This window comes from Corynebacterium sp. HMSC055A01, from assembly GCF_001809405.1.
GTDB classification, from domain to species: domain Bacteria; phylum Actinomycetota; class Actinomycetes; order Mycobacteriales; family Mycobacteriaceae; genus Corynebacterium; species Corynebacterium hesseae.
The window spans coordinates 41,685-67,472 of the sequence record NZ_KV797597.1; the positions used below are offsets into that span (position 1 = coordinate 41,685).

The window sequence follows — 25,788 nt, forward strand, 5'->3', positions numbered from 1 at the left end:
TTTGGGTTAAGGGTTAATACGTAAAGTGACGAATGGTGTTGAAGGCCGTAGCGATGAGCGCGGTGTCCTTTCTGCCGTTAATTTCGACGCCGGAGTTGATGTCCAGTCCGGCTGTGCCGACGCGAAGCGCATCGCGAAGGTTGTCGGGTTTAAGGCCACCCGCGAGAAGTGCCTTATCTTTGACGTTGTCGGGAATTGTTGACCAATCGAAGGAGTTACCCGTACCGCCGGCACCAGAATCGAGGATGAGCATGTCGGAGGAGTCGGCAAGCGCAGAGGCGAGCACCGGGCCGTGTGGCGCCGTCATATCGATGGCTCGCCATACCTGCCGCTCCCCCGCTACCGCGCGGACGGACTCAATGAGTTGGAGCTCGGCCTCCGTGCTCCCCTGGTAAGGGGTATGGATCTGGAGGGTGGCAATGCCGTCGAAAGCGAGATCCTCCCAGCCAGTGGTGCGGCGAGAGACCGCGACGTAGCTGAGATCAGGTTCGTGGGCGATGATATCGAGCGCGGTTTCACGTGAAACATTGCGGGGCGATGCCTCTTCGAAGATGAGCCCGCCGTAGACAGTGCCGGCGGCGCGGGCGGCCTGAGCTGCAGACCACGTCGTGAGTCCGCAGACCTTATTGTGACCATAGACAAGCTCGCGTGCAGCACGATCGATATCAGGCGTACCCGTGAGTTGGGAGCCGACAAGGAATGCGTTGGCATGAGACTCAAGGCGGCGCACAGTCTGGTTGTTGCGGATTCCGGATTCCGAAACCACAACTTTGCCGGAGGGCACAAAGCGAGACAGGCGCTCGGACCGGGTGAGATCGATGCTGAGGTCGTGGAGGTTGCGGTTGTTAATGCCAATGACGTCCACACCAAAGGCGGTGGCGCGGTCGACCTCGTCCTCAGTGATCGCCTCAGTGAGAACGTCGAGCCCAAGGGAATCTGCCAAATGTTTGAGCTCCGCATAAGTCTCATCATCGACGATGGACATCATGAGCAAAATGGCGTCGGCGCCAAAGTAACGCGCGGCATACACCTGGATTGGATCGATAATGAAGTCCTTGCACAAGACCGGCAGGTGCGTGGACAGCGCCACGGTCTGCAAATGGTCATAGTCACCACCGAAACGGTCCGGTTCGCAGAGCACAGAGATGGCCGAGGCATAGCGCGAATACACGCGGGCGATGGCTCCCGGTTCATAATGCTCACGGATGAGGCCGAGCGACGGGGACGCGGACTTGCATTCCATGATGAAACGGTTGGTCCCGTTGAGCGCGTCGTAGAAGGAACGCTCAGAGCGCGGGAGAGTCGTGAGGTCCACGTGGGCGAGGCGTTCACGGATGGCTGGTAGATGCGTGCGGCGCTTGGCGACGATCCCCTCAAGCACGGTCGGCAGAGCCATAGTTCGCCTCCTCGTGCTTCTTCAGCCATGCGGCCACGGTGCCGTCCTGGATGAGTTGGTTGGCGTGCGCGACGCCGTCTTGGATGGTGTCAGTTGTGCCGTTGAGATAGAACATGGCGCCGGCGGTGGCGACGATCGCGTCGTGATGGGCCGGCTTGCCCGCACCGGCGAAGACCGCCCGGAGGGCCTTCGCGTTTTCTTCCCCGTTGCCGCCGGCAAGGTCGGACAAGTCATGGCGGGAAATGCCGAGGTCTTCGGGGGTGAGCTCGTAGTGGCTAATGGTGCCGTCGCGAAGCTCCCAGACCTGGGTGGTACCGTGAACGGCAATCTCATCGGTGCCAGCACCGTGGACCACGAGCGCGCGGGTGCGGCCGAGCTCCTTGAAGACCTCAGCGATGAGCTGGCCTTGCTCGGGGTTGGCTATGCCCATGATTTGGAACTCCGGGCGGCCGGGGCTCAGGAGCGGGCCCATGGTGTTGAAGAGAGTGGAGACGCCGAGGCCCTTGCGCACCGGTTGCACGTGGGCGACGGCCGGGTTGTAGGCCGGCGCAAAGAGGAAGGTGAAATTGGATGCCTCGAGCTGGCGGACTGCGCGGTCTGGGTCGAGATCAAGCGGGATGCCGAGGGCCTCCAGGACGTCGGCTGAGCCAGACTTGGAGGAGACAGAGCGGTTGCCGTGCTTGACCATCTTGACTCCGCCCGCGGAGGCGACGAGGGAAGCGCCGGTGGTGACGTTGATGGTGTTAGCGCCATCGCCGCCGGTTCCCGCGGTGTCCATGAGCCCCTTGCCGGTGACAGGGAATGGCCGGCCGGCCTTGATGAAAGCGCGTGCCGCGCCGGCGACATCAGCGAAGGTCTCTCCGCGGGTGCGGATGTGGGTCAGGAGGGCGGCGATATGGATATCGTCATACTCCCCTACCGTCAGTGGGGTGAAGACCTCGATGGCTTGCTCCAGGGTCGGCTCTTGGATGTCGAGGAAGGCTTGCAATGTCGTCAATGCCTTATTATCAGTCATTACTTGGATCCTTCAATGGTGGGGTGAACAGAAAGTTGATTAATACACCGCTCGATCATGATCGGTCCCGTCGGCGTGAGGAGTGATTCTGGGTGGAACTGGAGGCCGAGAGCCATGCCGTCGAGTGTTTCCGCCGCCATGGTGACGGGGCCAATGGCGGTCTCGGTCTCGGCGAGGCTGCGAATCTGGGCGGGAACGTTCGCGCAGCCTAAGGAGTGGTAACGCGCAACGGGGATGAGGCGGCCAACATAGTTCGGGTTATCGGGCTCGGAGTCGGTGGTGAGACCCTGAAAGAGAGGGTGGCTGGCGCCGGCGTCGGTCAGCGTTATGGGTACGGATGAGCCGTGGACTGGGCCGCAGGGCTCGACGGTGCCGCCGAAGTGATCAAGGAGCGCCTGGAAGCCCAAGCAGATACCGAGGATGGGGATGCGGCCGAGGGTGGCGTCGATAAGCTGCATCATCGATCCGGCGTCGCGGGGATGACCCGGGCCGGGCGAGAGGAGGATGATATCGGGCTGGGCGGCGAGGACCTCCTCCACGGGCACGATGTTGCGGAAGACGGTGGTGTTATAGCCGGCGAGGGCGTCGACGAGGTTGTAGACGAAGGAATCGTGGTTATCGATGAGGACGACGTGCGGATTCATCGGATGACCTCCAGAGATGCGTTGTGTGCCTGGGCGATGGCGCTGAGCACCGCGTAGGCTTTATGTACCGTTTCATCGGCCTCGGATTGGGGGACGGAATCGCGCACGACGCCCGCGCCGGCCTGGACGACGGCCGTGCCATCCTTGACGTAGGCGGAACGGATGACGATGCAGTTATCCATCGAGCCATCACCGCGCAGGTAGCCGATTGCTCCGCCGAAGGAGCCGCGGCGAGTACCTTCGGTTTCGCGGATGAGCTCCATGGCGCGCAGCTTCGGAGCGCCGGTGAGCGTGCCCATATTCATGCAGGCTCGGTAGGCGTCGAGGGCGTCGAAATCCTCGTGCAGCGTGGCGACGACCCTGGAAACCAGGTGCATGACGCGAGAGTAGCGGTCCACCTGGAGCAGGTCGGCGACCTTTCGGGTGCCGGGGACGGCGACGCGGGCGAGGTCGTTGCGGGCCAGGTCCACGAGCATGATGTGCTCCGAGACCTCTTTGGAGTCGGTGCGCATCTCCAGTTCATTGCGGATATCCAGCTCGTGGGTCGCACCGCGCGGGCGGGTGCCGGCCACGGGATAGAGCTGCACCTGCCGGTCGGAGGCCGTGTACTTCAGATTCGACTCAGGGGACGCACCGAAGAGCTCGTGTTCCTCCCCGCGCAGGTAGAACATGTACGGCGAGGGGTTGGTCTTCCGCAGCGTGCGGTAGGCGGCGAAGGCATCGGGGCAGTCGAGGCTGAAGGCGCGGGAAGGGACCACCTGATAAATATCGCCTGCATGCACGTTGCCTTGGAGGCGCTCGACGTGGCGGCGGAAGGCAGCGTCATCGATGCTGGCGCGTGCGCTGATGGTTTCGCACGGTGCGGGGGCTTCTGGGGTGATGGGCTCGGTGGCAGCGGTACGGTCGAGCTCCGCTTCGAGCGCGCGCTTGTCGACGCCCCACCCCTCAATCTTTGCTCTCTTGGTGAGGTGGTCCACCGTGAGGACATGCTCGGCGACGAGAAACTCATAATCCGGATACGCGTTTGGGCCGTCCGGTACCGGTGGCAGTTCCTCGAACGTCGCGACGTAGTCGAAGGCGAATCCGCCTCCAAGGAATGGGAGTGACTCGCCGGAGTAGAGCTGGCTAAACTGCAGCGTGCGCAGAATATCAGCGGTGGAGGTGGCGCGGAGGCGGGCGCGCTCATCGTGCTCGGTGGGGAGATCGAAGCGGAAGGTGACGCTGCCTTCTGAGCTGTGGATGATCCGTGATTGGAAGTCCGCGCGGAGTTCGTCGATAAGAAGGCCGCCCGACGTTGTCAACGCGGTGGCGGTGACCTCTTGGCCCCGGCACACCACCTTGAGTGCAGCCTTTGTGATGGCGATGCACGTGAGGTTTTTCTTGGACTCGATGTCCGCGGACTCTAAGAGCAGGGAGTTCTGTGGGGTGGCGAGGGCATAAAAGAGTGCGCTGGCGTCGGGTGTGTACCTGACCTCGCGTGTGGCTGTGTACGGCATATTCTGTCTTTCTTCAACGGTTTTGTGTGCTGCCGCGAGCTTCGCAAGAGAGCAAAACGCCGAAAAGCCCGCAGCTGCGGGCCTTAAATATGGGAGAACAACGAGGCCCGCGGGTTACGCGCGCCACCACCAAAGGTTAACTGTGTTCTTCATATCACTGACTCTAACACCGATACCTTCCGCCGTACAGATAATGCACCGGCGGGTACCCCCGTGGTAAGCGGATGGACGAGCTGAAGGGACCGATGCGTGAGTGTTTCACGTGAAACCTAGGTGCTGTACTTGGCGGTCCCGACCCCCTGTGTCCATGAGGGTGGTTTCGGCAAGGCGGCAAAAAGGGCCCGGCACGATGCCGGGCCCTAAGGAGTGCAGCGAGAGTTGAACGTGAATGAGGGGCTACTTGAGCTTGATGAGCGCGGAGGAGAAGTAGTCCTCGACCGCTGATGGAACATCGAGTGGGAGGACGGCACCGACGTACTGGTCCGGGCGAACGATGACGACGGCTCCGTAACGGGAAATGCCGCGGCCTTCAAAGATGTCCTTGTCCCCGGGGAGTGCGTTGAAGACGTTCTCCCAATTCGGAACATTGAACTTGCCGTTGCGGGGGCGGAAGAGAAGAGGGGCGTCGAGAATCTCGTAGTCGTGGTGGTTCGTCTGCTGGTAGATGGCCTTCACATCGAAGTAGGTATTCTCGTCAGCCCCTTCGGGGGTGAACTTGGCCAGGATGGGCCCGACCTTCTCGGCCCACTGGCTCAGCGTGGAGTCCTCGCCGGCCTTGGGGGCATCGGCGAAGGCGTAGATGCGGTAGCGGCCATCTGCGGTGTGCTGGTGGCCCAGGTGCTGAGGGTAGGCGTCGCAGCGGCGCAGGACCTCAAAGGACTTGAAGCGCTTGCCCACCGGGAAGCCGGAAGCCAGATCTTGGTGCTGGGTAGTGCCGACGATCAGGTTTTCCTCGTACTGCGTCATCATGCCGGCGGCGAACTCCTCCGCGGCAACGTAGTACTTCTCCACTGCCTCCGGATCATCGAGCTCCTCTGTCGGGGTGGCCATGAGGGTCGACCACTCGCGGTCGAAGTTGATGAGGTTCTGGGCGGCCGGCTGGCGCTCACCGTGGTACGTGCTGAGAAGCTCCTTCGGCGCGCGGCCGTCGAGGACGTGGCCGAGCTTCCATCCAATGTTGAAGCCATCCTGCATGGAGACGTTCATGCCCTGTCCCGCCTTTGCCGAGTGGGTATGGCAGGCGTCGCCGGTGAGGAAGACGCGTGGGTCGTCGTCGTTATCGTCGAAGGCGTCGACAAGGCGGTGGCCCACCTCGTAGACGGAATGCCACGCCACCATCTTGACGTCGACGAAATAGGGGGCGTAAATCTCGTTCGCCTTCTCGATGATCTTCTCAATCGGCGTGTTGCGGACCTTGTGGTTGTCATCCTCTGGCACCACGCCGAGATCGACGTACACGCGGCAGAGGTAGCCGCCCTCGCGCGGGATGTGGAGGATAGAACCGGCCTGGGAGTGGATGGCGCACTTGGTGCGCCAGTCCGGGAAATCGGTGTCAACGACAACGTCCATGACACCCCACGCGTGGTTAGCCTGGTCGCCCTTGAGCGAGCGGCCGATGGACTTGCGGACGCGTGACTTAGCGCCATCGCAACCGACGACGTACTTAGCGCGAACGTCGCGCGGGTTGCCGTCGACATCCTCGAGGTGCACCGTCACCGGGTATTCGCCCTCCCCTACCTCTAGGGAGACAAAATTCCAGCCATAGTCCGGGGTGATGCGGCCGGGCGCGCGGTGTGCATAGCGGGCGAAGTAATCCAACACACGGGCCTGGTTGACAATGAGGTGTGGGAATTCGGAGATTCCTTGTTCATCATCAACAGGGCAGGCACCGCGGACAATCTTGGAGCGATCATTCGGATCCGGGTTCCAGAAGGCCATCTCCGTAATTTCATAGGCCTCTTCCATGATTTCCTTAGCAAAGCCAAAGGCCTGGAAGGTCTCTACAGAGCGGGACTGGATGCCATCAGCTTGTCCGAGCTCAAGGCGATGCGGGCGACGCTCAATGATGCGCGTATTGACGTTGGGAAACATCGCGAGCTGTGCCGCAGCGATCATGCCTGCGGGCCCGGAGCCCACAATGAGAACGTCCATTTCATCTGGAAGTTCAGAAGCGCGATCGACGCCGTACCCGGCGGGCTCGTGCACGCGGGGGTCTTCCGAAACGTAGCCATTGTGGTGGAACTGCACTGTGGACTCCTTAGTCAGCGGTTGTAATGAACGAGAACGAAGGGGTGGTGGGGGTAGCGGCCACTCCCCTACTGCCATGTGATCTTTGCTCTTGTGGGTGGTGACTCAGTTCAAGGCGTCTCTGAGATGTGAGCTGGGTCTTAGAAGGGAATCATATATGATATGCCCGCCTCGCACAATGGCCCTTGTGAAATCGTGAGGGCTCATGTGGAGGGGCGTCGTCTAGCGCGGGCTGAAAATGAAGTGTCCTCGGGATTGCTCGGCCTCGTGTTCCGCGCCGAGCGCGATTCCCTTGCGCTCACGCAGGATGAAGGTGCAGATGAAGCCGACGATCGAAGCAGATACGAGGTAGCCCGACACCGCAAAAGTGGTACCTGTTGCCTCGACGAGCGAAGCGGCAATCATGGGGGCGAAGGCGCCGCCCAGGACCGAGCCGAGGGCATAGGTGATGGACACACCCGTGGCGCGAATCGAGGCGGGGAATAGTTCTGCGTACATCGCGGATTGCGCGCCGTAGGTCAGGCCCAGACCCACGGTGAGGAAGAGGAGTGCGCCGTAGAGGAGGCCTAGGCTTCCGGTATTGACCAGCGGGAAGAGGGCGGCAGCGCCGATGCCCTGCAAGATGAATCCCAGGAGGTAGGTATTTCGGCGGCCGATGTAATCCGAGACAAAACCGGCGAACAAGGTGGTCAAGGCCCAAGAGAAGGCAGACACGGTCACGGCGTTGAGGACATCACCGCGGTCGAGTGCGACGGGGCCCTCGGGGTCGGTGGCGTAGCGCTGGATGTAGCCGCCCGTAGTCATGTACCCGACGGTGCCGTTACCTGCGAAGACGAGCGCGGCGACCAGGACGAGCGGGGTGAACTTCTTAAACAGCGTGCCAATGGGGTTGGTGGCTTCTTCCTCTTCGCGTTCCGCAATCTCCGCGAACACCGGGGATTCGTCGACGCCCATGCGGATGAGGTAGCCCACCAAGACGAGGACGAAGGAGAGGAGGAAGGGAACGCGCCAGCCCCAGTCCATGAAGGCGTCGCCAGGCGCGATGGTGTTCATGATGGATAGCACGCCAGAGGAGAGCAGCAGGCCGGCGGGTACGCCGATCTGGGGGCCTGCGCCGTAGAGGCCGCGCCTGTCAGTCGGGGCGTGTTCCACCGCCATGAGCACCGCGGAGCCCCATTCGCCACCAGCAGAGATGCCCTGGATGATGCGCAGGGTGATGAGGAGAATCGGCGCCCAGATTCCAGCGGTTTCATAGGTTGGCAGAACGCCAATCAGGGTGGTTGCGCCGCCCATGGCGATGAGCGTGACCATGAGGACCACGCGGCGTCCGAAGCGGTCGGCGAAGTGCCCGGCCAGGAAGGCGCCGACTGGGCGGAACAGGAAGGACAAGCCAACGGTCAGGAAGGAGATGATGGTGGCCAGGCCACCTTCGAGCGGGCCGAACATGAGGTGGTTGAACACGAGTCCGGCCACTGCTGCATAGAGGAAGTAGTCGTACCACTCGATGGCGGTACCGATGGTCGTCGCGGCGACGACGCGGCGGCGTTCAGCCGTCGATATTGTCGGCGTGACAGTTGCGTGCGACATAGTGAGATTCCTTTCGGCATGGGGTGTGCCATATACGGAAAAACGTGTGAGTTGAACCACTTGCGGTGGTGCTAGGGATAATATACGATCTGGGCAAGGATTTGTTCACAATTAAGGATTCTTCATGGCTGTACCTGAGTTCTTGCCGGTTAAACCGGGCAAAATGATCGCTGTCCATGTGGCCTTTGAGTCCCGCGCGGCACAGCGCGGTCGCTGGCCCAAGACCCCGAGTTACTTCCTCAAGGCGACGAGCACGCTGGCTGAGTCGGACGGGGTAGTCGAGCGCCCCGAAGGAACCGAACTGTTGGCCTTCGAAGGCGAAATCGCACTTATCATCGGCACTCCGGCCCGCAACGTATCCCTCGAGGATGCGTGGAAGCACGTTGCCTACGTGACCGCCTCGAACGACATTGGCCTGTACGACTACAAGGTTCAGGACAAGGGCTCCAATACCCGTTCCAAGTCGCGCGATGGGTACACCCCCATTGGGCCGGAGCTTATCGACGCCCAGGGGATCGACCCCAAGGGCCTTCGCCTTCGCACGTGGGTCAACGGAGAGGTTGTCCAAGAGGGAACGTCCTCCGACGAAGACCTCATCTTCCCTCTCGCCCAGTTTGTTGCCGACCTTTCCCAGCACATGACACTGGAGGCCGGTGACATCATCCTCACCGGCACCCCTGCAGGATCTTCCGTCATCGAGCCTGGTGACGTCGTAGAGGTTGAGGTCGACGTTCCAGGAGGCGTGAGCTCCGGCAAGCTGAAGACCACCGTGAAGGAAGTCCCCGCCTCCTTCGATCCGCAGCTGGGCAATCTGCCCTACATTGACGATAAGCAGCGCGAGGATGCCTACGGTGACCGCGAGTCTGCTGGCCTTCCCCCCAAGGATGAGGGCGGCCTCGACCCGGAGCTTAAGTCTGCTCTGGAGAAGGCCCCCACCGCCGGTTTGTCTGCTCAGCTGCGCAAGCGCGGCATCAACCAATCCGTGATCGAAGGCGTGTACCCGCAAGCCAAGGGAACCAAGATGGTGGGCGTCGCCCGCACCTTGCGCTTCGTGGCCGGCCGTGAGGATCTGTTCAAGTCCCATGGCGGTGGCCTCAACGAGCAGAAGAAGGTCTTCGACACGGTCAGGGAGGGCGAGGTCATCGTCATTGAGGCCCGTCAGGAATCCGGCTCCGGAACGCTCGGTGACATTCTGGCGCTGCGCGCCAAGGTGCGCGGTGCTGCTGGTGTTGTGACCGATGGCGGCGTGCGTGACTACGAGGCCGTCAAGGAGATTGGCCTTCCCGTCTTCACCCAGGGCGCGCACCCCTGCGTTCTCGGACGCAAACACGTTCCGTGGGATAGCGACATCGCCGTCTCCTGCGGTAACGCCACCGTCCTTCCCGGTGACATCATCGTCGGCGACGATGACGGCGTCGTGGTGATTCCCCGCGACATCGCAGCCGAAGTCGCCGAGGCCGCTCTGGCCAAGGAGCACGAGGACGAATGGGTTGCTTCCCAGGTGGAGACGGGAGCCAGCTTGGATGGCCTCTTCCCGCCGACCGGAGCGAACAAGGAAGCCTACATCGCGTTCCGTGATGGAAAGGCGGGTGGTCAATGACGGAACCCGCGGCACCAGCTGGGGAGAGCAAGTCCCAGAAAGCCTATAACTGGATAAGTGAAAAGATTCGTACTCGCGAGTATGAACCCGGCTACCGCCTCGTGCTGGCAGCAATCGCGGATGACTTGGGAATCAGCGTGGTCCCCGTCCGCGAAGCCATTCGCCAGCTTGAGGCGGAAGGAATGGTCACCTACGAGCGCAACGTCGGTGCCAGCGTTACCACGTATAACCGCGAGGCCTATTACGAATCCATGGACATCGTTGCCACCGTGGAGGCCAACGCCACGGCGCAATCCGCTCCGCATCTTGGCCCAGAGGATATTGCCCAGGCGCGGGAGATTAATCAGCGCATGCGGGAGCTTGATATCCACCACGATCCAGAGGTATTTACCCAGCTCAACAAAGAATTTCATAGCGTTCTCTTCTCCAAGTGCCCGAACGAGAGGCTGAAGAACTTGGTGGTGGACCAATGGAAGCAATTGGAATACCACCGCGTCTCCACCTTTCGGTACGTGCCCGAGAGAGCCCAAGAGTCCACACGAGAACACGAGCAATTGCTCAGCCTCATCGAGGCTGGCGCGGAACCCACCTACATAGAAAAGGTGGCCAGGCAACACAGACTGACCACCCTCAGCACCTATCGCAAGAAAAACGACTAAGGAGTGTAAACCACCTATGGCTACGAACAACGATGCAGCTAAGCCCACCGATCTCCCCGAGAAGATTCTTCACTACATCAATGGCGAGTTTGTCTCGTCGGTAGATGGTGATGAATTCGAGGTCCTGGATCCGGTCACGAACAAGCCCTACATCAAGGCTGCTTCCGGCAAGCCGGAAGACATTGAGAAGGCGGTGGCCGCCGCTAAGGATGCTTTCGAGAACGGCCCGTGGTCCAAGGCCTTGCCGCGCGAGCGCGCCCGCGTCTTGAACAAGATTGCGGACATTGTCGAAACCCGCGCAGACAAGCTTGCCGCGTGGGAGTCCTTCGACTCCGGCCTGCCCATCACCCAGGCCAACGGCCAGGCTAAGCGCGCTGCTGAGAACTTCCGCTTCTTCGCAGACCTGATCGTGGCGCAGGCTGACGACGCCTACAAGGTGCCGGGCCGCCAGATCAACTATGTCAACCGCAAGCCGATTGGCGTGGCGGGCCTGATTACCCCGTGGAACACCCCGTTCATGCTGGAGTCCTGGAAGCTCGCACCGGCTATCGCCACCGGCAACTCCGTCGTCCTGAAGCCAGCCGAGTTCACTCCGCTTTCCGCACAGCTGTGGGCAGGAATCTTTGAGGAGGCCGGTCTGCCGAAGGGCGTCTTTAACCTGGTCAACGGCTTTGGTGAGGAAGGCTATGCAGGTGACCCGCTGGTCAAACACCCGGACGTCCCGCTGATTTCCTTCACCGGCGAGTCCCGCACCGGCCAGATCATCTTCGGCAACGCAGCCCCTCACCTCAAGGGTCTGTCGATGGAGCTGGGCGGCAAGTCCCCCGCCATCGTCTTCAGCGATGCCGACCTGGAGACCGCGATCGATGCCTGCATCTTCGGCGTCTTCTCCCTTAACGGTGAGCGTTGCACCGCCGGTTCCCGCATCCTGGTTCAGCGCGATATCTACGACGAGTTCGTGGAGCGCTACACCGCACAGGCTAAGCGCGTGAAGGTGGGCCTGCCTTCCGACCCCACCACCGAGGTCGGCGCTCTGGTCCACCCGGAGCACTACGAGAAGGTCACCTCCTACATCGAGATCGGCAAGCAGGAGGCCACCCTGGCCGCCGGCGGCGAGCGCCCGGAGGGCTTCGAGGAAGGCAACTTTGTTCAGCCGACCGTCTTCGTTGACGTCAAGCCGGACGCCCGCATCTTCCAGGAAGAGATCTTCGGCCCCGTCGTGGCCATCACCCCGTTTGATACCGATGAAGAAGCCCTCGAGCTGGCCAACAACACGAAGTACGGCCTTGCCGCCTATGTGTGGACCTCGGATCTGAAGCGCGCCCACAACTTCGCTCAGAACGTTGAGGCCGGCATGGTGTGGCTCAACTCCAATAACGTCCGTGACCTGCGCACCCCGTTCGGCGGCGTCAAGGCCTCCGGCCTGGGCCACGAGGGCGGCTACCGCTCGATCGACTTCTACACCGACCAGCAGGCTGTTCACATCAACCTGGACAAGGTACACAACCCGGTCTTTGGCAAGCAGGACTAAGCCGTCCACTCTCTACTCCCCCACCACTAACTAACTAAGGAGCCATCATGGCTGACATTCAGGCCCCCGACATTCTGCGTTGTGCCTACATGGAGATCATCGTTACCGATCTCGCTGCCTCCCGTAAGTTCTACGTTGACACCCTCGGTCTCGTCGTGACCGAGGAGAACGAGAACGAAATCTACCTCCGCACTTTCGAGGAGTTCATCCACCACAACCTCGTGCTGCGTCAGGGCCCCGTCGCTGCCGTCGCTGCCTTCTCCTTCCGCGTCCGTTCCCCGGAAGACCTGGACCTTGCGGAGGAGTTCTACAAGGCGCGCGGTTGCGAGGTGCGCCGCAACAAGGATGGCTTTGTCAAGGGCATCGGCGATTCCGTCCGCGTCCAGGATCCGCTGGGCTTCCCGTACGAGTTCTTCTACGAGGTAGAGCACGTCGAGCGTCTTGCCTGGGCATACGACGCCCACATCCCTGGCGCGCTGGTTCGTCTCGACCACTTCAACCAGATCACCCCGGACGTTCCTTCCGCTGTGAAGTACATGGAGGAGCTTGGCTTCCGCACCACCGAGGACATCCGCGATGAGGAGGGAACTGTCTACGCTGCATGGATGCGCCGTAAGCCGACGGTGCATGACACCGCCATGACCGGTGGCGATGGCCCGCGTATGCACCACATCGCATTTGCTACCCATGAGAAGCACAACATCATCGCGATTTGTGACAAGTTGGGTGCGCTGCGCGAGTCCGACCGCATTGAGCGCGGCCCGGGTCGCCACGGTGTCTCCAACGCGTACTACCTGTACCTGCGCGACCCGGACGGCCACCGCGTAGAGATCTACACCCAGGACTACTACACCGGCGACCCGGATAACCCGGTCGTGACCTGGGATGTTCACGATAACCAGCGCCGCGACTGGTGGGGAACCCCGGTTGTTCCTTCTTGGTACCGCGATGGCTCCACGGTCCTCGACCTAGATGGAAACCCGGTGCCGCTGGTTGCCCGTGAGGATGAGTCCGAGCTGGAGGCCACCATTGGCGCGGATGGCTTCTCCTACACCCGCAAGGAAGATGCGGAGGAGATGCCGGAGTGGAAGCAAGGCGAGTACAAGCTGGGACACCAGCTCTAAAACGACCTAAGTACTCAGGTTGATGAACGTGGCCCCGTGGCGTCGAGAAGCAAGCGCACATATCGCGGGGCCGCGTTGTCGTTTCACGTGAAACCTTCAGGTTCAACAAACCTGTTAAACAGAACAAACACGTTCTACAACACCTTAAGGAGCGAAGTACATGCTGGATGAGAAACAGCACATCGCTATCGCAGATGAACTGGCGCAAGCCGAAAAGGACCGCACGATGGTCCCGCTGCTGACTGCCCGTTTCCCGGAGATGAGCATCGAGGATTCCTATGCGGTGCAACGCGAATGGGTACGCCGCGGTGAGGAAAGTGGGCGCCGCCTCGTGGGCCGCAAAATTGGCCTGACCTCAAAGGTCATGCAGGAGGCCACGGGAATCACCGAACCCGATTACGGCGCGATTTTTGAGGACCAAGTCTACGAGAACGGCTCCACCATCGAGCACGCACAGTTCTCCAATGTTCGCATCGAGGTCGAACTGGCCTTCGTGCTCAAGGAAGAGCTGAAGGGGCCGAATTGCAGCATTTTCGACGTGCTGCGCGCGACGGAGTACGTCATCCCGGCGCTGGAGATCCTCTCCTCCCGCATCGAGATGGAGGGCCGCACGATCGTCGACACGATTTCGGATAACGCAGCCCTCGGCGCCATGATCTACGGCGGCAACCCGGTGGATCCCGCGGACGTCGACCTGCGCTGGGTGTCCGCGCTGCTCTATCGCAACGAGTCCATCGAAGATACGGGCGTGGCCGCGGCTGTGCTGAACCACCCGGCCATGGGTGTGGCATGGCTTGCCAATAAGCTCCACGCGCACGGCGATAGCCTGGCCGCCGGCGACATCATCCTGGCCGGTTCCTTCACCAAGCCCATGTGGGTCGAACCGGGCGATACCGTCCACGCAGACTACGGAAAGTTGGGGTCCATCACATGCCGATTCCAGTAAAGTTGCCGCCCACCTTCGCGGACGTCCTCGAGAAGGCCGAGCAGCCACTCGTTGGCGCATGGATTTGTTCTGGCTCGGAGGCCGCGGCAGAGATCATCGCCTCAGCTGGCTTTAGCTGGACGCTGATCGACGGCGAGCACTCGCCCTATGGCCTCGAAACCATCCTCTCCTTGCTGCGCGCCACCGATGCCTATGGCCTGACGCGCGTGGTTCGCGTGCCGGTGAACAACACGGCGCTGATCAAGCAGTACCTGGACCTGGGCGCACAAAACCTCATGGTGCCCATGATTGATACGGCCGAGGAAGCTGAGGCGGCAGTCGCGGCTATGCACTACCCGCCCCGCGGTGTACGCGGAGTCGGCTCGGCTCTGGCCCGCTCCTCGCGGTGGAACGGCGTGGAGGACTACCTCACCAACGCTTCGGACACGGTGAGCCTCACGGTGCAGATCGAGTCTGCGACCGCAGTGGAGAACGTGGAAGACATCGTGGCCGTCGAAGGCGTGGACAACATCTTCGTCGGGCCCTCGGACCTAGCGGCCTCGATGGGGCTTCTGGGCCAGCAGACCCATCCGGATGTACTCGAGGCGGTCAATCACACATTTGAAGCAGTCCGCGCTTCCGGAAAGAAGGTAGGCGTCAACGCTTTCAACCTTGAGCAGGCCCAGAAATATTTAGAATCTGGAGCATCATTTGCCCTGGTTGGGGCTGATGTTCAGCTTCTTTCAGGTGCGGCGCGCCAACTGGCAGACAAATTCCATTTGGGAGGGTAAAAAAGAACCATGAGTGAAAACAACAAGGTCAATATTGACGAGCTGCTGGCCAAGGTTCCGACCGGCTTGCTGATTAACGGTGAGTGGGTGGACGCCTCCGATGGCTCCACCTTCGATGTAGAAAACCCGGCAACCGGTGAGGTTATTGCCACCCTTGCGTCCGCTACTTCTGAGGACGCGAAGAAGGCTATGGATGCCGCCTGCGCCGTGCAGGATGAGTGGGCACGCACGTCTACGCGTGAACGTTCCGACCTGCTGCGCCGCGCCTTTGACCTGGTGCAGGAGCGCAAGGATGAGTTCGCTGCGCTGATGACCCTTGAGATGGGCAAGCCGCTGGCGGAGTCCTATGGTGAGGTCACCTACGGCGCTGAGTACCTGCGCTGGTTTAGTGAGGAAGCCGTACGCAACTACGGCCGCACCTTGCCGGCGCCGGAGGGCACCCTGCGCATGATTACCCGCCGCAAGCCCGTGGGTCCGTGCCTGCTTATTACCCCGTGGAACTTCCCGCTGGCTATGGCTACTCGCAAGATTGCCCCGGCCATCGCCGCTGGTTGCACCATGGTGGTGAAGCCGGCCAAGCTGACGCCGCTGACCACCCAGTACTTCGCACAGACCATGATTGATGCCGGCGTTCCGGCAGGCGTGGTGAACGTGGTCTCCGGTAAGTCGGCCTCTGCCATTTCTGAGCCGATCATGGCGGATTCCCGCCTGCGCAAGATTTCCTTCACCGGCTCTACCCCGGTGGGCAAGACCCTGCTCAAGGCAGCCGCTGACAACGTCCTGCGCACCTCGATGGAGCTGGGCGGCAACGCTCCGTTCATCGTCTTTGAGGACGCTGACATCGACCAGGCCGTTGAGGGTGCAATGGGCGCCAAGATGCGCAACATCGGTGAGGCCTGCACCGCGGCTAACCGTTTCATCGTTCACGAGTCCGTCGCTGATGAGTTTGCGGAGAAGTTCGCCAAGCGCATCGGTGAGCTCAAGGTGGGCAATGGCCTTGATGAGGGCGTTACCTGCGGTCCGCTTGTGGAGAAGAAGGCACTGGATAACATCACCGCGCTTGTCGACGACGCCGTGGCCAAGGGTGCCAAGGTCCTCATCGGTGGCAAGCCGGGCGAGGGCAAGGGCTACTTCTACTCCCCTACTGTTCTCACGAACGTCTCCCGTGATGCCCGCGTTGCCCAGGAGGAGATCTTCGGACCGATCGCTCCGATTCTGACCTTCTCCGATGAGAAGGAAGCCATCGCGCTTGCGAATGACACGGAGTACGGCCTGGCCTCCTACGTGTTCACCGAGGATTCCAACCGTATGTGGCGCGTTGGCGACGGCCTCGAGTTCGGCCTCATGGGCTTCAACGCTGGCGTCATCTCCAACGCCGCCGCCCCGTTCGGTGGCGTCAAGCAGTCCGGCATGGGCCGCGAGGGCGGTGCCGAGGGCATCGAAGAGTACACGTCGCTGCAGTACATTGCCATGCCTAACCCTTATGCGAATGCATAACTAGTGCAATAGCTTCGCGATACTGATGAAGGCCGCCCTACGGGGCGGCTTTCTTTTTCTTCAATCTCTTCTTGGTATGCATTCTGCACATTTAGCCAAAGTGTGTGCGCTATCACTCAAGCCCTGTTGATGTGTCGCAGAATATATTCCAAGTCATCGGCTCACGCGGAGTCGTCTGCACCCAGGGAGGTTTGAATTTGTCTCAAGAAAAAACCAAGAGCTTTGATTACATCGTTGTAGGAGCTGGGTCAGCCGGGTGCGTTATTGCCCGTCGGCTTGTTGACGCGGGAAAGAATGTCGTAGTTCTTGAAGCTGGCGATTATGACGTCAATCCCGACATTGAGAAGGTGCACACCTTGGGACTCCTTTGGGGTTCACCTCAAGACTGGAACTATCGTACGGTTCCTCAATCGTGGGCAGCTGGCCGGAGCCTGCACATTCCCCGCGGAAAGGTAATGGGCGGCTCGCATGCGCTCAATGCCACCATTTGGGTCCGTGGCGCTAAGCAGGACTACGACACATGGGCCTATTTAGGCAATGACGGCTGGTCCTGGGAGGACGTGCTGCCCGTTTTCAAATCGATTGAAAACTACGATGGTGGCGCTTCGGAGGTCCGTGGAAGCGAGGGATTGCTTGATGTAATGGAGAATTACACTCGTCACCCGCTTCAAAATGACTTTTTCCAAGCAGCTCAGGAAGCGGGTATTCCACTTAACGAGGATTACAACTCCGGTGACGTGGAAGGCGTGGGCAAGATTCAGGCAAATGTTCGCAACGGAAACCGCTTCAACACTTGGCACGCGTACCTGAAACCAGTCGAGGATGCACCCAATCTCACCATTATCACAAGCGCGCACGTCCACGGACTGCTCGTTGAAAGTGGTGCCATCCTTGGCGTTAATGTCGAAGTTGCTGGTGAACTTCAGGAGCTTCGTGCTGATGAGACGATTCTTTGTGCGGGTGCGTTGAATTCGCCGGAAATCCTCCTGCGTTCCGGTATTGGGCCGGCAGAAGAACTCGAGGCGTTGGGGATTACCTCGACTCATGATCTTCCTGGCGTAGGCAAGAATCTCCATGATCACTTACTCTCCCCTGTTATCTTCACTACGACGAAGAAGGAAGTACCCGTCCCGGAAGTTCTGCCAGCCGAGGTACACGTGTTTTCAAAGTCGCGTCCTGAGGCTGCCGTCCCTGATACTCAGCCGCTATATTTCTCAATCCCCATGTACAACGAAGGCATGGAGGGGCCAGATAATGGATTTACGCTAATGGGTGGCATTGTTAGGCCTGCCAGTCGCGGTGAGTTGACCCTGACGGGGCCAAATCCCTCGGATCCCATTGCTATTGATTTCGGCGCTTTGTCGGTGCAGGCAGACGTCGATGCATTGGTAGCTTCCGTAAAGCAGTGCCGCGAAGTTGGCCGCCAGCAGGCATTGGCCGAGTGGGGGCCCGAGGAAGTCTACCCAGGTCCAGATGTAGCCGACGAGGATCTTGAGGACTATGTTCGCAGCACCGCTATCACGTATCACCACCAAGTTGGAACTTGCAAGATGGGAATTGACTCGATGGCTGTAGTTGATCCGCGCACTCTTAAGGTCTATGGGCTTGAGGGGATCCGAATCGCCGATGCTTCTGTAATGCCACTCGTGCCGACGGGAAACACTAATGCGCCCTCTATCATGATCGCTGAAAAGGCCGCGACATACTTATTAGGGTGAGGGCTCTTTGCGGCTACATGTGGGCATTGCCTTCGGTGCAAATAGCAGTGTAGCTGCATTAATGAAGGCCAATTTAAATGGGAAAAGTTACTGCGCCTGATTGTATGAACGATACGCACTCGGTGATTCGTGATACTCCGCCTTGAAGATGCGCGAGAGGTGCGAGGGATCGTGCAGGCCATAGCGGGCGCTGATGTGGCTGATTGATTCTTCGGAGTGCCGCGGGTCCACGAGTTCGCGGCGGATGTGCTCGAGGCGCCTGGTTCTGATGTAGCTGCCGACCGAGAGGCCTTGTTCGGAGAACTTGGCGTGGAGGTGGCGCACCGACACGAAGAGTGCTTGGGCGATGGTGCTGGGGCCTAGGTCCGGGTCGCCCAGGTGCTTCTCGATGTAGGCGGTTGCCTGGTTGAACAACAGTGTGCCCGCTGAGGGTTCATCGGCCACATCGGAGGCGAGGACCGAAACCAGCATGGTGAGCGCGGAGCGGACCAAGGCGGTGGCGTGCGGGCCCTTCAATAGGTCCAGGTTCTTGGCCAGTTGCTCAAAGAGGGGAACTGCCACCGCACCCAAGCCGTGCGAGCGGGAGATGGGGTTCGCTGTGAGGCGTTGGATCTGCGCTGGTGAAATATCGAGGAAGCTCTGCGGGAAGTGCACGATGAGTGTGTTTTGCTCCTCCGGATAGCGCAGCGTGTAGGGCCGTTGGGTCACGTACAGAGCTAGGTCCCCTGGATGCAATTCACACGTTCGCCCGTCCTGGCTCATGGTTGATGAGCCAGAAATCTGCAGGCTGAGCTTGCAAAAGGGAGCCTCGTCGGTAGAAACCTTGTATCGGTTCACCGTATGGGGCGAGGTGCACATATCGAAGAGGGAAATATCCCCCACCTTCGTTGACCGCAGCGTGGCGTGAAAGGAAGCGGGGTCTTCGGTGTCCACGTCGAGTTGACCAAAGGAATCGGAAGACGCGGTGCGCCATGACGCGATATCGAAATGCTCAACGGCTGAAGCAGACATAGCTGGAATCATATCGTGAGAGCTCACACATTTGTGGACAAATTGTATGCACGCAGAGTCAAGCGGATTGATGTGGTGCAGGTAACATGCCGAATAAAAGTTTCTTCGGGCTTTGTTCGCGGGCCCACGACTTCTTCACAAGGAGATCTCATGACTCAGTTCGCCACCTACGCTGATCTGCTCAACGCCATCACGGACGAGAACGGACGCGAAATCCTCAACCCCGCCACCGGAGAGGTTGTTGGCCGCGCGCCAGAGAACACCGTTGAGGACCTTAACGCTGCGGTGGAGACCGCACGCGCAGCGCAGAAGGACTTTGCCAAGCTTAGCGACGAAGAACGGTGCGCGCTTCTCACCAAGGCCGCCGCCGCCATCGACGCTAATGCAGAGGCACTCGTTGAGCTTCTCTCCCGTGAGCAGGGCAAGCCGCTCAACGGCCCGAACGCCCGCTTCGAGGTCGGTGCCTGCTCCGGCTGGCTGAATGCTACCGCCTCCTTCGAGCACCCCAACTACACCGCCGTCGATGATGACATCACCGCCACCGTCAACTACCGCCCGCTCGGCGTCGTCGGTGCTATCGGCCCGTGGAACTGGCCGATGATGATCACCATCTGGCAGATTGCGCCAGCGCTGCGTATGGGCAACGCGGTCGTCGTCAAGCCCTCCGAGTACACCCCGCTCTCCGTATTGGGCCTGCTCAAGGTGGTCAACTCCGTGCTGCCGGAGGGTGTGCTCCAAGTCGTCAGCGGTGCCGGTGAGGTTGGCGCGGCGCTGACTACCCACGAGGGCGTCGACAAGATCATGTTCACCGGTTCTACCGCCACCGGCAAGAAGATCGTGGAGGCCAGCGCGGACAACCTCACCCGCCTCACGCTGGAGCTCGGCGGCAATGACGCCGGTATCGTGCTGGATGACGCTGACCCGAAGGAGATCGCCGGCGACCTCTTCTGGGGCGCGTTCATCAACACCGGCCAGACCTGTGCGGCGATGAAGCGCGTGTATGTGCCGGAGTCGCTGTACGACGCCGTCTGCGAAGCCCTCGTCGAGGTAGCCAAGGCCTCCCCGATGGGCGTGGGCCTCGAGGAAGAGAACGTGCTCGGCCCGCTGCAGAACAAGCAGCAGTTCGACATCGTGGACAAGCTTGTCAGCGCCGCCAAGGATTCCGGCGCCCGCGTGCTGCTGGGTGGTGACCCGGACTACGACGCGCCGGGCTACTTCTACCCCACCACCCTGGTGGCGGATATCGACCCGGATAACGCGCTGGTCGTCGAGGAGCAGTTCGGTCCTGCGCTGCCGATCGTGAAGTACACAGACCTGGAATGGGCCATCGAGCAGGCCAACAAGCTTGACGTGGGCTTGGGCTCCTCCGTGTGGTCCTCCAACCGTGAGCGCGCTCTGGACGTCGCTGCGCAGCTGGAGGCAGGCACTACCTGGATCAATGCCCACGGTGCTGTGGATCCGCGCGTGCCTTTCGGTGGCATCAAGTCCTCCGGCTACGGTGTGGAGTTCGGTACCGAGGGCCTCAAGGGCCTGGCGTACCCGCAGATCATCAACGGCTAAAACCGCCATGGCGCTGCTATTCTTAGCGCCATGAGCACCGCCAAAGTCCCGGAGATCGAGTACGCAGCCTTCGACGCCATGAAGGAGGTTGCGTCCTCGCTGAAAGCTGCCTACCTCACTCGGGCCGCTGAAGCAGGCAACGATGTTGAATCACAATGGTGGATTCGTCAGAATTGGCTGGTAGAGGACATAGTCAGTGGTGTTGATTCAACCGACATTGAAGCCATCCGCGCCGCTGCGGCTCTCTTTGCGCAGCGGCTTGAAGCCCTCTCCTCCGAGCACAAAGCGGCATAGCCTATGCTTTCCGCCGCTGACTTCCCCGTTGATCCGCAGGTCATGGAGCAACGGCTAAAGACTCTGCAAACTAGCTATTTTGGTCGGTCGAATGCTCATGGTCCGGCTGTTCCAGAGGTCATTTATGTGGCGGGGCAGCCAGCGTCAGGCAAATCAACGGCTATTGAATCTGTAAAGAATGGTCACGCGGTCCTTGATTCCGATGAGGTTCGGAAGCTGCACCCCGCCCTCGACGAGATCATGGAGCGCGACCCCCTGCGCATGGACGTGCTCACCAATGGACCGGTGCCCTATTGGATGTCCTCGCTGATTGAATATGGTCGGCAGCACGGGCACTCCCTCATCATTGAGAACACGCTGTCCAACCCGGAATTCATCGCGGGTGAGATAGCCAAGTTTCGGTCTGCGGGTTTCCGCGTGAAGGTCGTGGGCTTGGCGGTGGCGCAGGAGGTCTCAAGGCTGGGCGTCGTCCAGCGCTACCTGGAGGCGCAGCGTGTGAGCCGCTACCCGCGCTGGACCAATGAGGTTTCCCATACGTCGGGCTTTAAAGCCATCGTCCCAGGGCTTCAAGCGATTGCCCCGCTTGTCGACGACCTCGAGATCCGCACCCGCGACGGCCGTACCTTGAGCGGCATCGAGGATATTGAAGCCGAGCGCGCAACCTGGTTCGACTCCCCCGCTGTTCGGGCCGACTGGCTGGCCCGTTTCGACAGCTGTGACTTGAGTGGGCTTGAAGCTGAGAAGCTCACGCAAAACCTCGTGGCTGATGCAGAGCTTATCCGCAAGCTTTAAGGCTGTGCCCGTGGAACTGCGCGCCCGGTAGGCGGTGAGAGCTTCGTGTCAAAGCGGCTGCTGGCGAGCTGGCGGTCTGCGAGGTCTAGCAGGCTGAGGATGTCGTCTGCGTGGAGTTTAGATTCAACGTGTGATCGACCGCCGATTATCGGGCACGCTGGACTTCAGTTCATCTGTGGTCGAGCGGCCCAGGCGTTGACATTGCATTGCTGCTCGGTGTGGTCGCCCGCAGCCCGAGCGAGTGTCTCGCTCCGGCTGCGATCGCTGTGATGCCGGTCCATGACTGGACATCGCACTGGCCTCTGCTGTCGTCGCTGACGGCGACGACGGTGCCGTCTTCGTGTAAGCCGACGGTGTGTAGGTAGCCGGCAAAGACCCCGGACACGTGTGTCCACCGGGCGACGTCGGTCTGCCCTCGCTGATTGTTGCCAGTTGCGAGGGCTGTGCCGTCGCGTCGAACTGCGATTGTGTGCCAGTCGCCGCATCCGATCTCAGTTGACCATGATCTCGCTGTAGATTGTCCTACGTGGGGGGCATGTGGTGGAGTAAAGATTTTCGACCTGACATCTGGCCGCAAGACAGGAAGGAGCCCGGGACCGGGAGTACGATGCCTAATGATCCTCTCAACCTCGACAAGGCCGGCGAGTGGGCTGGCGTGTGGTGGCTGCCGGAAGCCCCTAGCGAGAAGGTCCCGGGTGTCCTACGGTACGACCCGGAAGATGGTCTCTCTCTGTCGCTGATCGGCACCTTCGAGGATCGGATCTTGACGACGGACTCGTCTGGATGGACTGCTGTTCACGAAGGAACCCGCACCTGGGAAGTCATGCACGGTGTGGCCGAGCTCAGGGAGATCACACTGCTTGGCTGTGTTCCTAGGAGCACCAGAAGGACCATGGGTGCGCGAGTGGCGAGCCCTGATAAGCAGACCGTGACCGCGACGGTCGCCATCATCGGCGCGCATGTCAGCGGTGACGCGGATCCGGCGTTCGCTAGGGCAGAAGTCTCAGTCGAGGATCTGAGTCTCTGGGCGGCGTCTTCTGTGTTCGAAGGATCCCTCGGGGCTCCCGACGGCAAGATCGATGGGACCGGGCGTATCTCGGTGAAGCCGGTCGAGGCGCAATCGGTCGTGGTCGACGACACTGAGTATCGCCTTCAGCACACGCACACGCTTCCATTCTTCGACCAGCGCAAGGGAGGAAGCGTCGGACGTATGCGGGACACGGTGTCCATCTGCGTCGTGCCAGCCGAACCATTCTCTCTGAGTGTTGCTCTGCAGGAGGCGAGCCTGGTGCAGGACCTGATCTCCCTGGCGACGCATCGCGCGGCCGGAGTGATCTGGCTCCGACTGGAAGTTGCCGGGACCGAGTCGCACTTCCCTGATGGCCGCCCGCTGCCGCGCCGACGTGCCGATGTGCTCTACTCACCGGCCGCGCTTGGAAAACACGACGCGAAAGTCGTCGATCACCACCGAATGTTCTTCACCTGCGGCTCGATCCCATTTGAGGAGGTCATGCCCCGATGGTGCGAGGCCCATGGCCGCCTGGAGGCAGCGACAAACATGATCTTGGGCTTGCGCTACGCACCGGCCCGTTTTGTTGAGAACAATCTTCTGACGGCAGTCGATGCTGCCGAGGTGTTGCACCGCAACCTCCGCATCGACGAGAAACCGTTCCCCAACGCGGAGTTCAGGGCGATGCGAGAGGCGATGCTGGCGCAGGTTCCCGATGAGCACCGAAACAGGTTCAAGGGGGCGATCCGCAACGACCCGACCCTCCGTGATCGGCTCCATGCCCTCGCCGCGCGACCCGATCAGGAAGCGATCGCACAGCTCTTACCGGATGTCGACCATTGGGCGAAGTGGACGACGCGCGCCCGCAATGACCTCGCGCACGAGGGCAGAACGCCCAACCATTCCATCGAGGAGCTGATCGCCGTCGTCGAGGTGACGACCGCGGTCGTAATCCTCAACGTCTTGCACGAGCTCGGGTTGCCGGCGGAGCGGCAGCGAGAGATCGTGCGGGAGCACCCGCAACTGAGGGCTACGTTCCGTACCGCTGCCGAATGGCTGGTTCCCTCACCAAACCCTTAGGTGCACTGCGATAGCCGCTACTTCGGAACCTCCGTGACGCTGCTGCCCGGTCGTTTAGTGCGAGACGCGTGTAAGCCTGCTCTATCGCTCGTTCGTTGAGTGCGTCATGGCGGGCGGGCGAGACGACCGGCTGTAAGTGGTGGCAGCGCGTCAGTGCCGCCTGGTGCGGCGGTGAGACGGGAGAATGTCGTCGGCCCTTAAGAACGCGGTGGAGTTCCGCTTCAATGTCAAAGCTCCATGTCGACGTGCTGCCGGGCCCGTTTCCCCCGGAAGCATGTCTGAGACCGTCATGACGCCTGAGACGCTTGCCCTACGCGGGATTCTCGTTGCGCGTCTTGACTAGTTCCAGGTGCTCATCGATCGGTACGGCGCGACCAACCCGAAGTTGTTCGGGTCCGTCGCGCGCGGCACCGCGTCTGCAGGATCGGACATCGACATCCTCGTCGGGATGGACCCTGCGGAGGGACGTCTCCTGATGCGTGCGTCTGGTCTGCTCGAGGAGAGTCGCGCTCTGTTCGGGCGCGATGGCATCGACGTGTTTCCTGCCCAGTTGCTCAGGCACCCGGTATCCGCTTCGACGCTCGCCGAGGCGGTGCCGCTGTGAGTCGCAGTCCGGCGAAGCCGTGAACCATCTTCCCGATGAGATCACCGGCGCGCACCCTGAGATCGTCTGGCCTCAGATTCGGGATTTCCGCAACATCCTGGTGCACCAGTATTTCGGCGTCGACATCGACGTGGTCCGCGATATCGTCGATACTCATCTGCCTCCTCTTGCCTAGGCGCTGCGGTGCCACATCTCTGCTAACTGACGGCGCGGCTCCAAAGGTTATTCGGCTACGGAACGTGGTCGAGTTTAAGTTCAATGTTAGCTAAGGGCCTTATTAAAAGCGTTTGGCAACACGCGCTCCTATTTACCTTCGTATCTCGCGAGACGCTGACGTGGATGGCCTCACCATCGACCGGCAGCGTCAGGACTGTGAAGCCATTGCAAAGCAGCGTGGCTTGGACGTTGGACATAGGACATAACTACGTCGATCAGTCCATTTCCGCGTCAAAGAAGAATGTGGCTCGCCCCGACTACGACGCCATGGTGGCATCCTTTGAACGCGGCGAAATCGACGCGATCATCTGCTGGGACCTCGAACTACCCGCCCCACGTCGGTGGGTAGTCCGATCAGTCGGACAAAACTACTCCCGCACCACAGCGTAATAAGGGGTGCACCTTAAAAACATCCGGAGGTGGGGGTAACTCCCCCTCGTTGCCCAGAGACAAAATACGCCAGTGGCGTCTGTACGACGAGCCGAAGGTAGGACAAATTCCAATCCAGAGAGGTCTTGCACTGTTGCGGTGCGGTTGTCTTCTTTCTCACCGTATTGGACCCTGCGAAATTAATTGGATACGATAGGCCCATGTTGATTTCAGGTTCCGTTTTCATGCGGCCGCTCACCAGCCGCTAAGGCGGTTTTCTCCCTCCCGCAGGTTAGAAACCGCTCCGGTCCTTTAGCCGGGCGGCTATTTGTCATGCCCGGCTCCCTTTCAAATCCAAGGAGCACACCTGATGTCTGCATACGGATACGGCCGTCACGAGCATGGCCAAAATTTTCTCACAGACCACAAGATCATCAACTCCATCGTCGATCTTGTGAAACAAACCTCCGGCCCCATCATTGAGATCGGGCCAGGAAGCGGTGCCCTCACTCACCCGATGGCCCACTTGGGGAGGGCGATAACGGCAGTTGAGGTAGACGCAAAACTAGCTGCCAAACTCACAAAAAAGACCGCCTCGGCGGCGGTCGAAGTGGTCCATGATG

24 protein-coding genes are annotated in these 25,788 nt (G+C 60.7%); 16 read left to right on the plus strand and 8 right to left on the minus strand.

Translation table 11 applies throughout. The features are described 5' to 3' along the window. Window positions 1–13 precede the first annotated feature (13 nt). The 6 genes from trpCF to HMPREF2604_RS12400 form a co-directional block, all read right to left on the minus strand. Window positions 14–1,396 carry a bifunctional indole-3-glycerol-phosphate synthase TrpC/phosphoribosylanthranilate isomerase TrpF gene (trpCF, locus tag HMPREF2604_RS12375; protein WP_070565650.1) on the minus strand — a complete coding sequence of 461 codons (1,383 nt, stop codon included), beginning with the start codon at window positions 1,394–1,396 and terminating at the stop codon, window positions 14–16. Beyond that, window positions 1,374–2,411 (minus strand): anthranilate phosphoribosyltransferase, encoded by a 1,038-nt coding sequence (gene trpD / locus HMPREF2604_RS12380; protein WP_070565652.1) that lies wholly within the window; start codon window positions 2,409–2,411, stop codon window positions 1,374–1,376. The genes trpCF and trpD overlap by 23 nt, the downstream gene beginning before the upstream one ends. Next, the gene (locus HMPREF2604_RS12385) at window positions 2,411–3,055 is read right to left on the minus strand and encodes an anthranilate synthase component II (RefSeq protein ID WP_070565654.1); all 645 of its coding nucleotides are present in this window, start codon (window positions 3,053–3,055) and stop codon (window positions 2,411–2,413) included. The genes trpD and HMPREF2604_RS12385 overlap by 1 nt, the downstream gene beginning before the upstream one ends. Beyond that, a complete protein-coding gene (locus HMPREF2604_RS12390) occupies window positions 3,052–4,551 on the minus strand; it encodes an anthranilate synthase component 1 (protein WP_070565656.1) in 1,500 nt (499 codons plus the stop codon). Before HMPREF2604_RS12390 ends, HMPREF2604_RS12385 begins: the two co-directional genes overlap by 4 nt. 396 nt (window positions 4,552–4,947) lie before the next feature. Then, window positions 4,948–6,798, minus strand: coding sequence for an FAD-binding monooxygenase (locus HMPREF2604_RS12395; protein WP_070565658.1), 1,851 nt, complete (start codon window positions 6,796–6,798; stop codon window positions 4,948–4,950). A gap of 222 nt (window positions 6,799–7,020) precedes the next feature. Then, entirely contained in the window at window positions 7,021–8,385 is a 1,365-nt protein-coding gene (locus HMPREF2604_RS12400; protein WP_070565660.1) for an MFS transporter, read from the minus strand. Window positions 8,386–8,509: 124 nt separating this feature from the next. Here HMPREF2604_RS12400 and HMPREF2604_RS12405 point away from each other — a divergent pair, with 124 nt between their 5' ends. The 8 genes from HMPREF2604_RS12405 (at window position 8,510) to HMPREF2604_RS12440 (ending at window position 18,230) form a co-directional block, all read left to right on the plus strand. Beyond that, on the plus strand, window positions 8,510–9,985 hold the full coding sequence (locus HMPREF2604_RS12405; protein WP_070533647.1) for a fumarylacetoacetate hydrolase family protein: 1,476 nt from the start codon (window positions 8,510–8,512) through the stop codon (window positions 9,983–9,985). Beyond that, the gene (locus tag HMPREF2604_RS12410) at window positions 9,982–10,644 is read left to right on the plus strand and encodes a GntR family transcriptional regulator (RefSeq protein WP_070565662.1); all 663 of its coding nucleotides are present in this window, start codon (window positions 9,982–9,984) and stop codon (window positions 10,642–10,644) included. Before HMPREF2604_RS12405 ends, HMPREF2604_RS12410 begins: the two co-directional genes overlap by 4 nt. Before the next feature lie 16 nt (window positions 10,645–10,660). Next, the gene (hpaE, locus tag HMPREF2604_RS12415) at window positions 10,661–12,175 is read left to right on the plus strand and encodes a 5-carboxymethyl-2-hydroxymuconate semialdehyde dehydrogenase (protein WP_070563617.1); all 1,515 of its coding nucleotides are present in this window, start codon (window positions 10,661–10,663) and stop codon (window positions 12,173–12,175) included. Between the two features lie 47 nt (window positions 12,176–12,222). Next, window positions 12,223–13,299 carry a 3,4-dihydroxyphenylacetate 2,3-dioxygenase gene (gene hpaD / locus HMPREF2604_RS12420; RefSeq protein ID WP_070563615.1) on the plus strand — a complete coding sequence of 359 codons (1,077 nt, stop codon included), beginning with the start codon at window positions 12,223–12,225 and terminating at the stop codon, window positions 13,297–13,299. 160 nt (window positions 13,300–13,459) lie between these two features. Then, window positions 13,460–14,245: a 2-oxo-hept-4-ene-1,7-dioate hydratase gene (hpaH, locus tag HMPREF2604_RS12425; protein WP_070563612.1), complete on the plus strand. Its 786-nt coding sequence runs from the start codon at window positions 13,460–13,462 to the stop codon at window positions 14,243–14,245. Next, a complete protein-coding gene (locus tag HMPREF2604_RS12430) occupies window positions 14,230–15,015 on the plus strand; it encodes an HpcH/HpaI aldolase family protein (protein ID WP_070563609.1) in 786 nt (261 codons plus the stop codon). Before hpaH ends, HMPREF2604_RS12430 begins: the two co-directional genes overlap by 16 nt. Before the next feature lie 9 nt (window positions 15,016–15,024). Continuing rightward, window positions 15,025–16,512, plus strand: coding sequence for an NAD-dependent succinate-semialdehyde dehydrogenase (locus HMPREF2604_RS12435; protein ID WP_070521819.1), 1,488 nt, complete (start codon window positions 15,025–15,027; stop codon window positions 16,510–16,512). A gap of 197 nt (window positions 16,513–16,709) precedes the next feature. Beyond that, window positions 16,710–18,230, plus strand: a complete 1,521-nt coding sequence (locus HMPREF2604_RS12440) for a GMC family oxidoreductase (protein ID WP_070565666.1) — start codon at window positions 16,710–16,712, stop codon at window positions 18,228–18,230. Between the two features lie 87 nt (window positions 18,231–18,317). Here the strand turns inward: HMPREF2604_RS12440 and HMPREF2604_RS12445 are convergent, their stop codons facing one another. Beyond that, window positions 18,318–19,241, minus strand: coding sequence for an AraC-like ligand-binding domain-containing protein (locus tag HMPREF2604_RS12445; protein WP_070563606.1), 924 nt, complete (start codon window positions 19,239–19,241; stop codon window positions 18,318–18,320). A gap of 150 nt (window positions 19,242–19,391) precedes the next feature. Between HMPREF2604_RS12445 and HMPREF2604_RS12450 the strand changes: the two genes are divergently transcribed. Genes HMPREF2604_RS12450 through HMPREF2604_RS12460 form a run of 3 tightly spaced genes read left to right on the plus strand, consistent with a single transcriptional unit; the run spans window position 19,392 to window position 21,887 of the window. Next, window positions 19,392–20,801 (plus strand): aldehyde dehydrogenase family protein, encoded by a 1,410-nt coding sequence (locus tag HMPREF2604_RS12450; RefSeq protein WP_070563603.1) that lies wholly within the window; start codon window positions 19,392–19,394, stop codon window positions 20,799–20,801. Window positions 20,802–20,831: 30 nt separating this feature from the next. Further along, window positions 20,832–21,095 (plus strand): hypothetical protein, encoded by a 264-nt coding sequence (locus HMPREF2604_RS12455; protein WP_070524133.1) that lies wholly within the window; start codon window positions 20,832–20,834, stop codon window positions 21,093–21,095. Between the two features lie 3 nt (window positions 21,096–21,098). Beyond that, complete coding sequence (locus HMPREF2604_RS12460; protein ID WP_070563600.1) at window positions 21,099–21,887, plus strand: zeta toxin family protein; 789 nt, start codon at window positions 21,099–21,101, stop codon at window positions 21,885–21,887. A gap of 169 nt (window positions 21,888–22,056) precedes the next feature. Here HMPREF2604_RS12460 and HMPREF2604_RS14570 read toward each other — a convergent pair whose 3' ends face one another. Then, window positions 22,057–22,464 carry an RCC1 domain-containing protein gene (locus HMPREF2604_RS14570; protein ID WP_232745421.1) on the minus strand — a complete coding sequence of 136 codons (408 nt, stop codon included), beginning with the start codon at window positions 22,462–22,464 and terminating at the stop codon, window positions 22,057–22,059. Between the two features lie 30 nt (window positions 22,465–22,494). Between HMPREF2604_RS14570 and HMPREF2604_RS12465 the strand changes: the two genes are divergently transcribed. From HMPREF2604_RS12465 to HMPREF2604_RS12485, 5 genes are all read left to right on the plus strand, one after another. After that, window positions 22,495–23,976, plus strand: coding sequence for an ApeA N-terminal domain 1-containing protein (locus tag HMPREF2604_RS12465; protein ID WP_070512995.1), 1,482 nt, complete (start codon window positions 22,495–22,497; stop codon window positions 23,974–23,976). A gap of 349 nt (window positions 23,977–24,325) precedes the next feature. Continuing rightward, entirely contained in the window at window positions 24,326–24,580 is a 255-nt protein-coding gene (locus HMPREF2604_RS14400) for a nucleotidyltransferase family protein (protein WP_232745419.1), read from the plus strand. Next, window positions 24,501–24,755 carry a HepT-like ribonuclease domain-containing protein gene (locus HMPREF2604_RS14430; protein ID WP_081636726.1) on the plus strand — a complete coding sequence of 85 codons (255 nt, stop codon included), beginning with the start codon at window positions 24,501–24,503 and terminating at the stop codon, window positions 24,753–24,755. Before HMPREF2604_RS14400 ends, HMPREF2604_RS14430 begins: the two co-directional genes overlap by 80 nt. Before the next feature lie 197 nt (window positions 24,756–24,952). Continuing rightward, on the plus strand, window positions 24,953–25,186 hold the full coding sequence (locus tag HMPREF2604_RS12480; RefSeq protein ID WP_224784272.1) for a recombinase family protein: 234 nt from the start codon (window positions 24,953–24,955) through the stop codon (window positions 25,184–25,186). Between the two features lie 349 nt (window positions 25,187–25,535). After that, window positions 25,536–25,788, plus strand: a 253-nt coding sequence (locus tag HMPREF2604_RS12485; RefSeq protein ID WP_305764412.1) for an rRNA adenine N-6-methyltransferase family protein, incomplete at its 3' end; no start/stop codon positions are given.

Coding starts and splice junctions, on each gene's coding strand:
- HMPREF2604_RS14430 (WP_081636726.1), top strand. CDS start 24,501: ATGGCATCGACGTGTTTCCTGCCCAGTTGCTCAGGCACCCGGTATCCG.
- HMPREF2604_RS12460 (WP_070563600.1), top strand. CDS start 21,099: ATGCTTTCCGCCGCTGACTTCCCCGTTGATCCGCAGGTCATGGAGCAA.
- trpD (WP_070565652.1), bottom strand. CDS start 2,411: ATGACTGATAATAAGGCATTGACGACATTGCAAGCCTTCCTCGACATC.
- HMPREF2604_RS12445 (WP_070563606.1), bottom strand. CDS start 19,241: ATGTCTGCTTCAGCCGTTGAGCATTTCGATATCGCGTCATGGCGCACC.
- trpCF (WP_070565650.1), bottom strand. CDS start 1,396: ATGGCTCTGCCGACCGTGCTTGAGGGGATCGTCGCCAAGCGCCGCACG.
- HMPREF2604_RS12385 (WP_070565654.1), bottom strand. CDS start 3,055: ATGAATCCGCACGTCGTCCTCATCGATAACCACGATTCCTTCGTCTAC.
- HMPREF2604_RS12405 (WP_070533647.1), top strand. CDS start 8,510: ATGGCTGTACCTGAGTTCTTGCCGGTTAAACCGGGCAAAATGATCGCT.
- HMPREF2604_RS12450 (WP_070563603.1), top strand. CDS start 19,392: ATGACTCAGTTCGCCACCTACGCTGATCTGCTCAACGCCATCACGGAC.
- HMPREF2604_RS12465 (WP_070512995.1), top strand. CDS start 22,495: ATGCCTAATGATCCTCTCAACCTCGACAAGGCCGGCGAGTGGGCTGGC.
- HMPREF2604_RS12435 (WP_070521819.1), top strand. CDS start 15,025: ATGAGTGAAAACAACAAGGTCAATATTGACGAGCTGCTGGCCAAGGTT.
- hpaD (WP_070563615.1), top strand. CDS start 12,223: ATGGCTGACATTCAGGCCCCCGACATTCTGCGTTGTGCCTACATGGAG.
- HMPREF2604_RS12390 (WP_070565656.1), bottom strand. CDS start 4,551: ATGCCGTACACAGCCACACGCGAGGTCAGGTACACACCCGACGCCAGC.
- HMPREF2604_RS12410 (WP_070565662.1), top strand. CDS start 9,982: ATGACGGAACCCGCGGCACCAGCTGGGGAGAGCAAGTCCCAGAAAGCC.
- hpaH (WP_070563612.1), top strand. CDS start 13,460: ATGCTGGATGAGAAACAGCACATCGCTATCGCAGATGAACTGGCGCAA.
- hpaE (WP_070563617.1), top strand. CDS start 10,661: ATGGCTACGAACAACGATGCAGCTAAGCCCACCGATCTCCCCGAGAAG.
- HMPREF2604_RS12455 (WP_070524133.1), top strand. CDS start 20,832: ATGAGCACCGCCAAAGTCCCGGAGATCGAGTACGCAGCCTTCGACGCC.
- HMPREF2604_RS12430 (WP_070563609.1), top strand. CDS start 14,230: ATGCCGATTCCAGTAAAGTTGCCGCCCACCTTCGCGGACGTCCTCGAG.
- HMPREF2604_RS12400 (WP_070565660.1), bottom strand. CDS start 8,385: ATGTCGCACGCAACTGTCACGCCGACAATATCGACGGCTGAACGCCGC.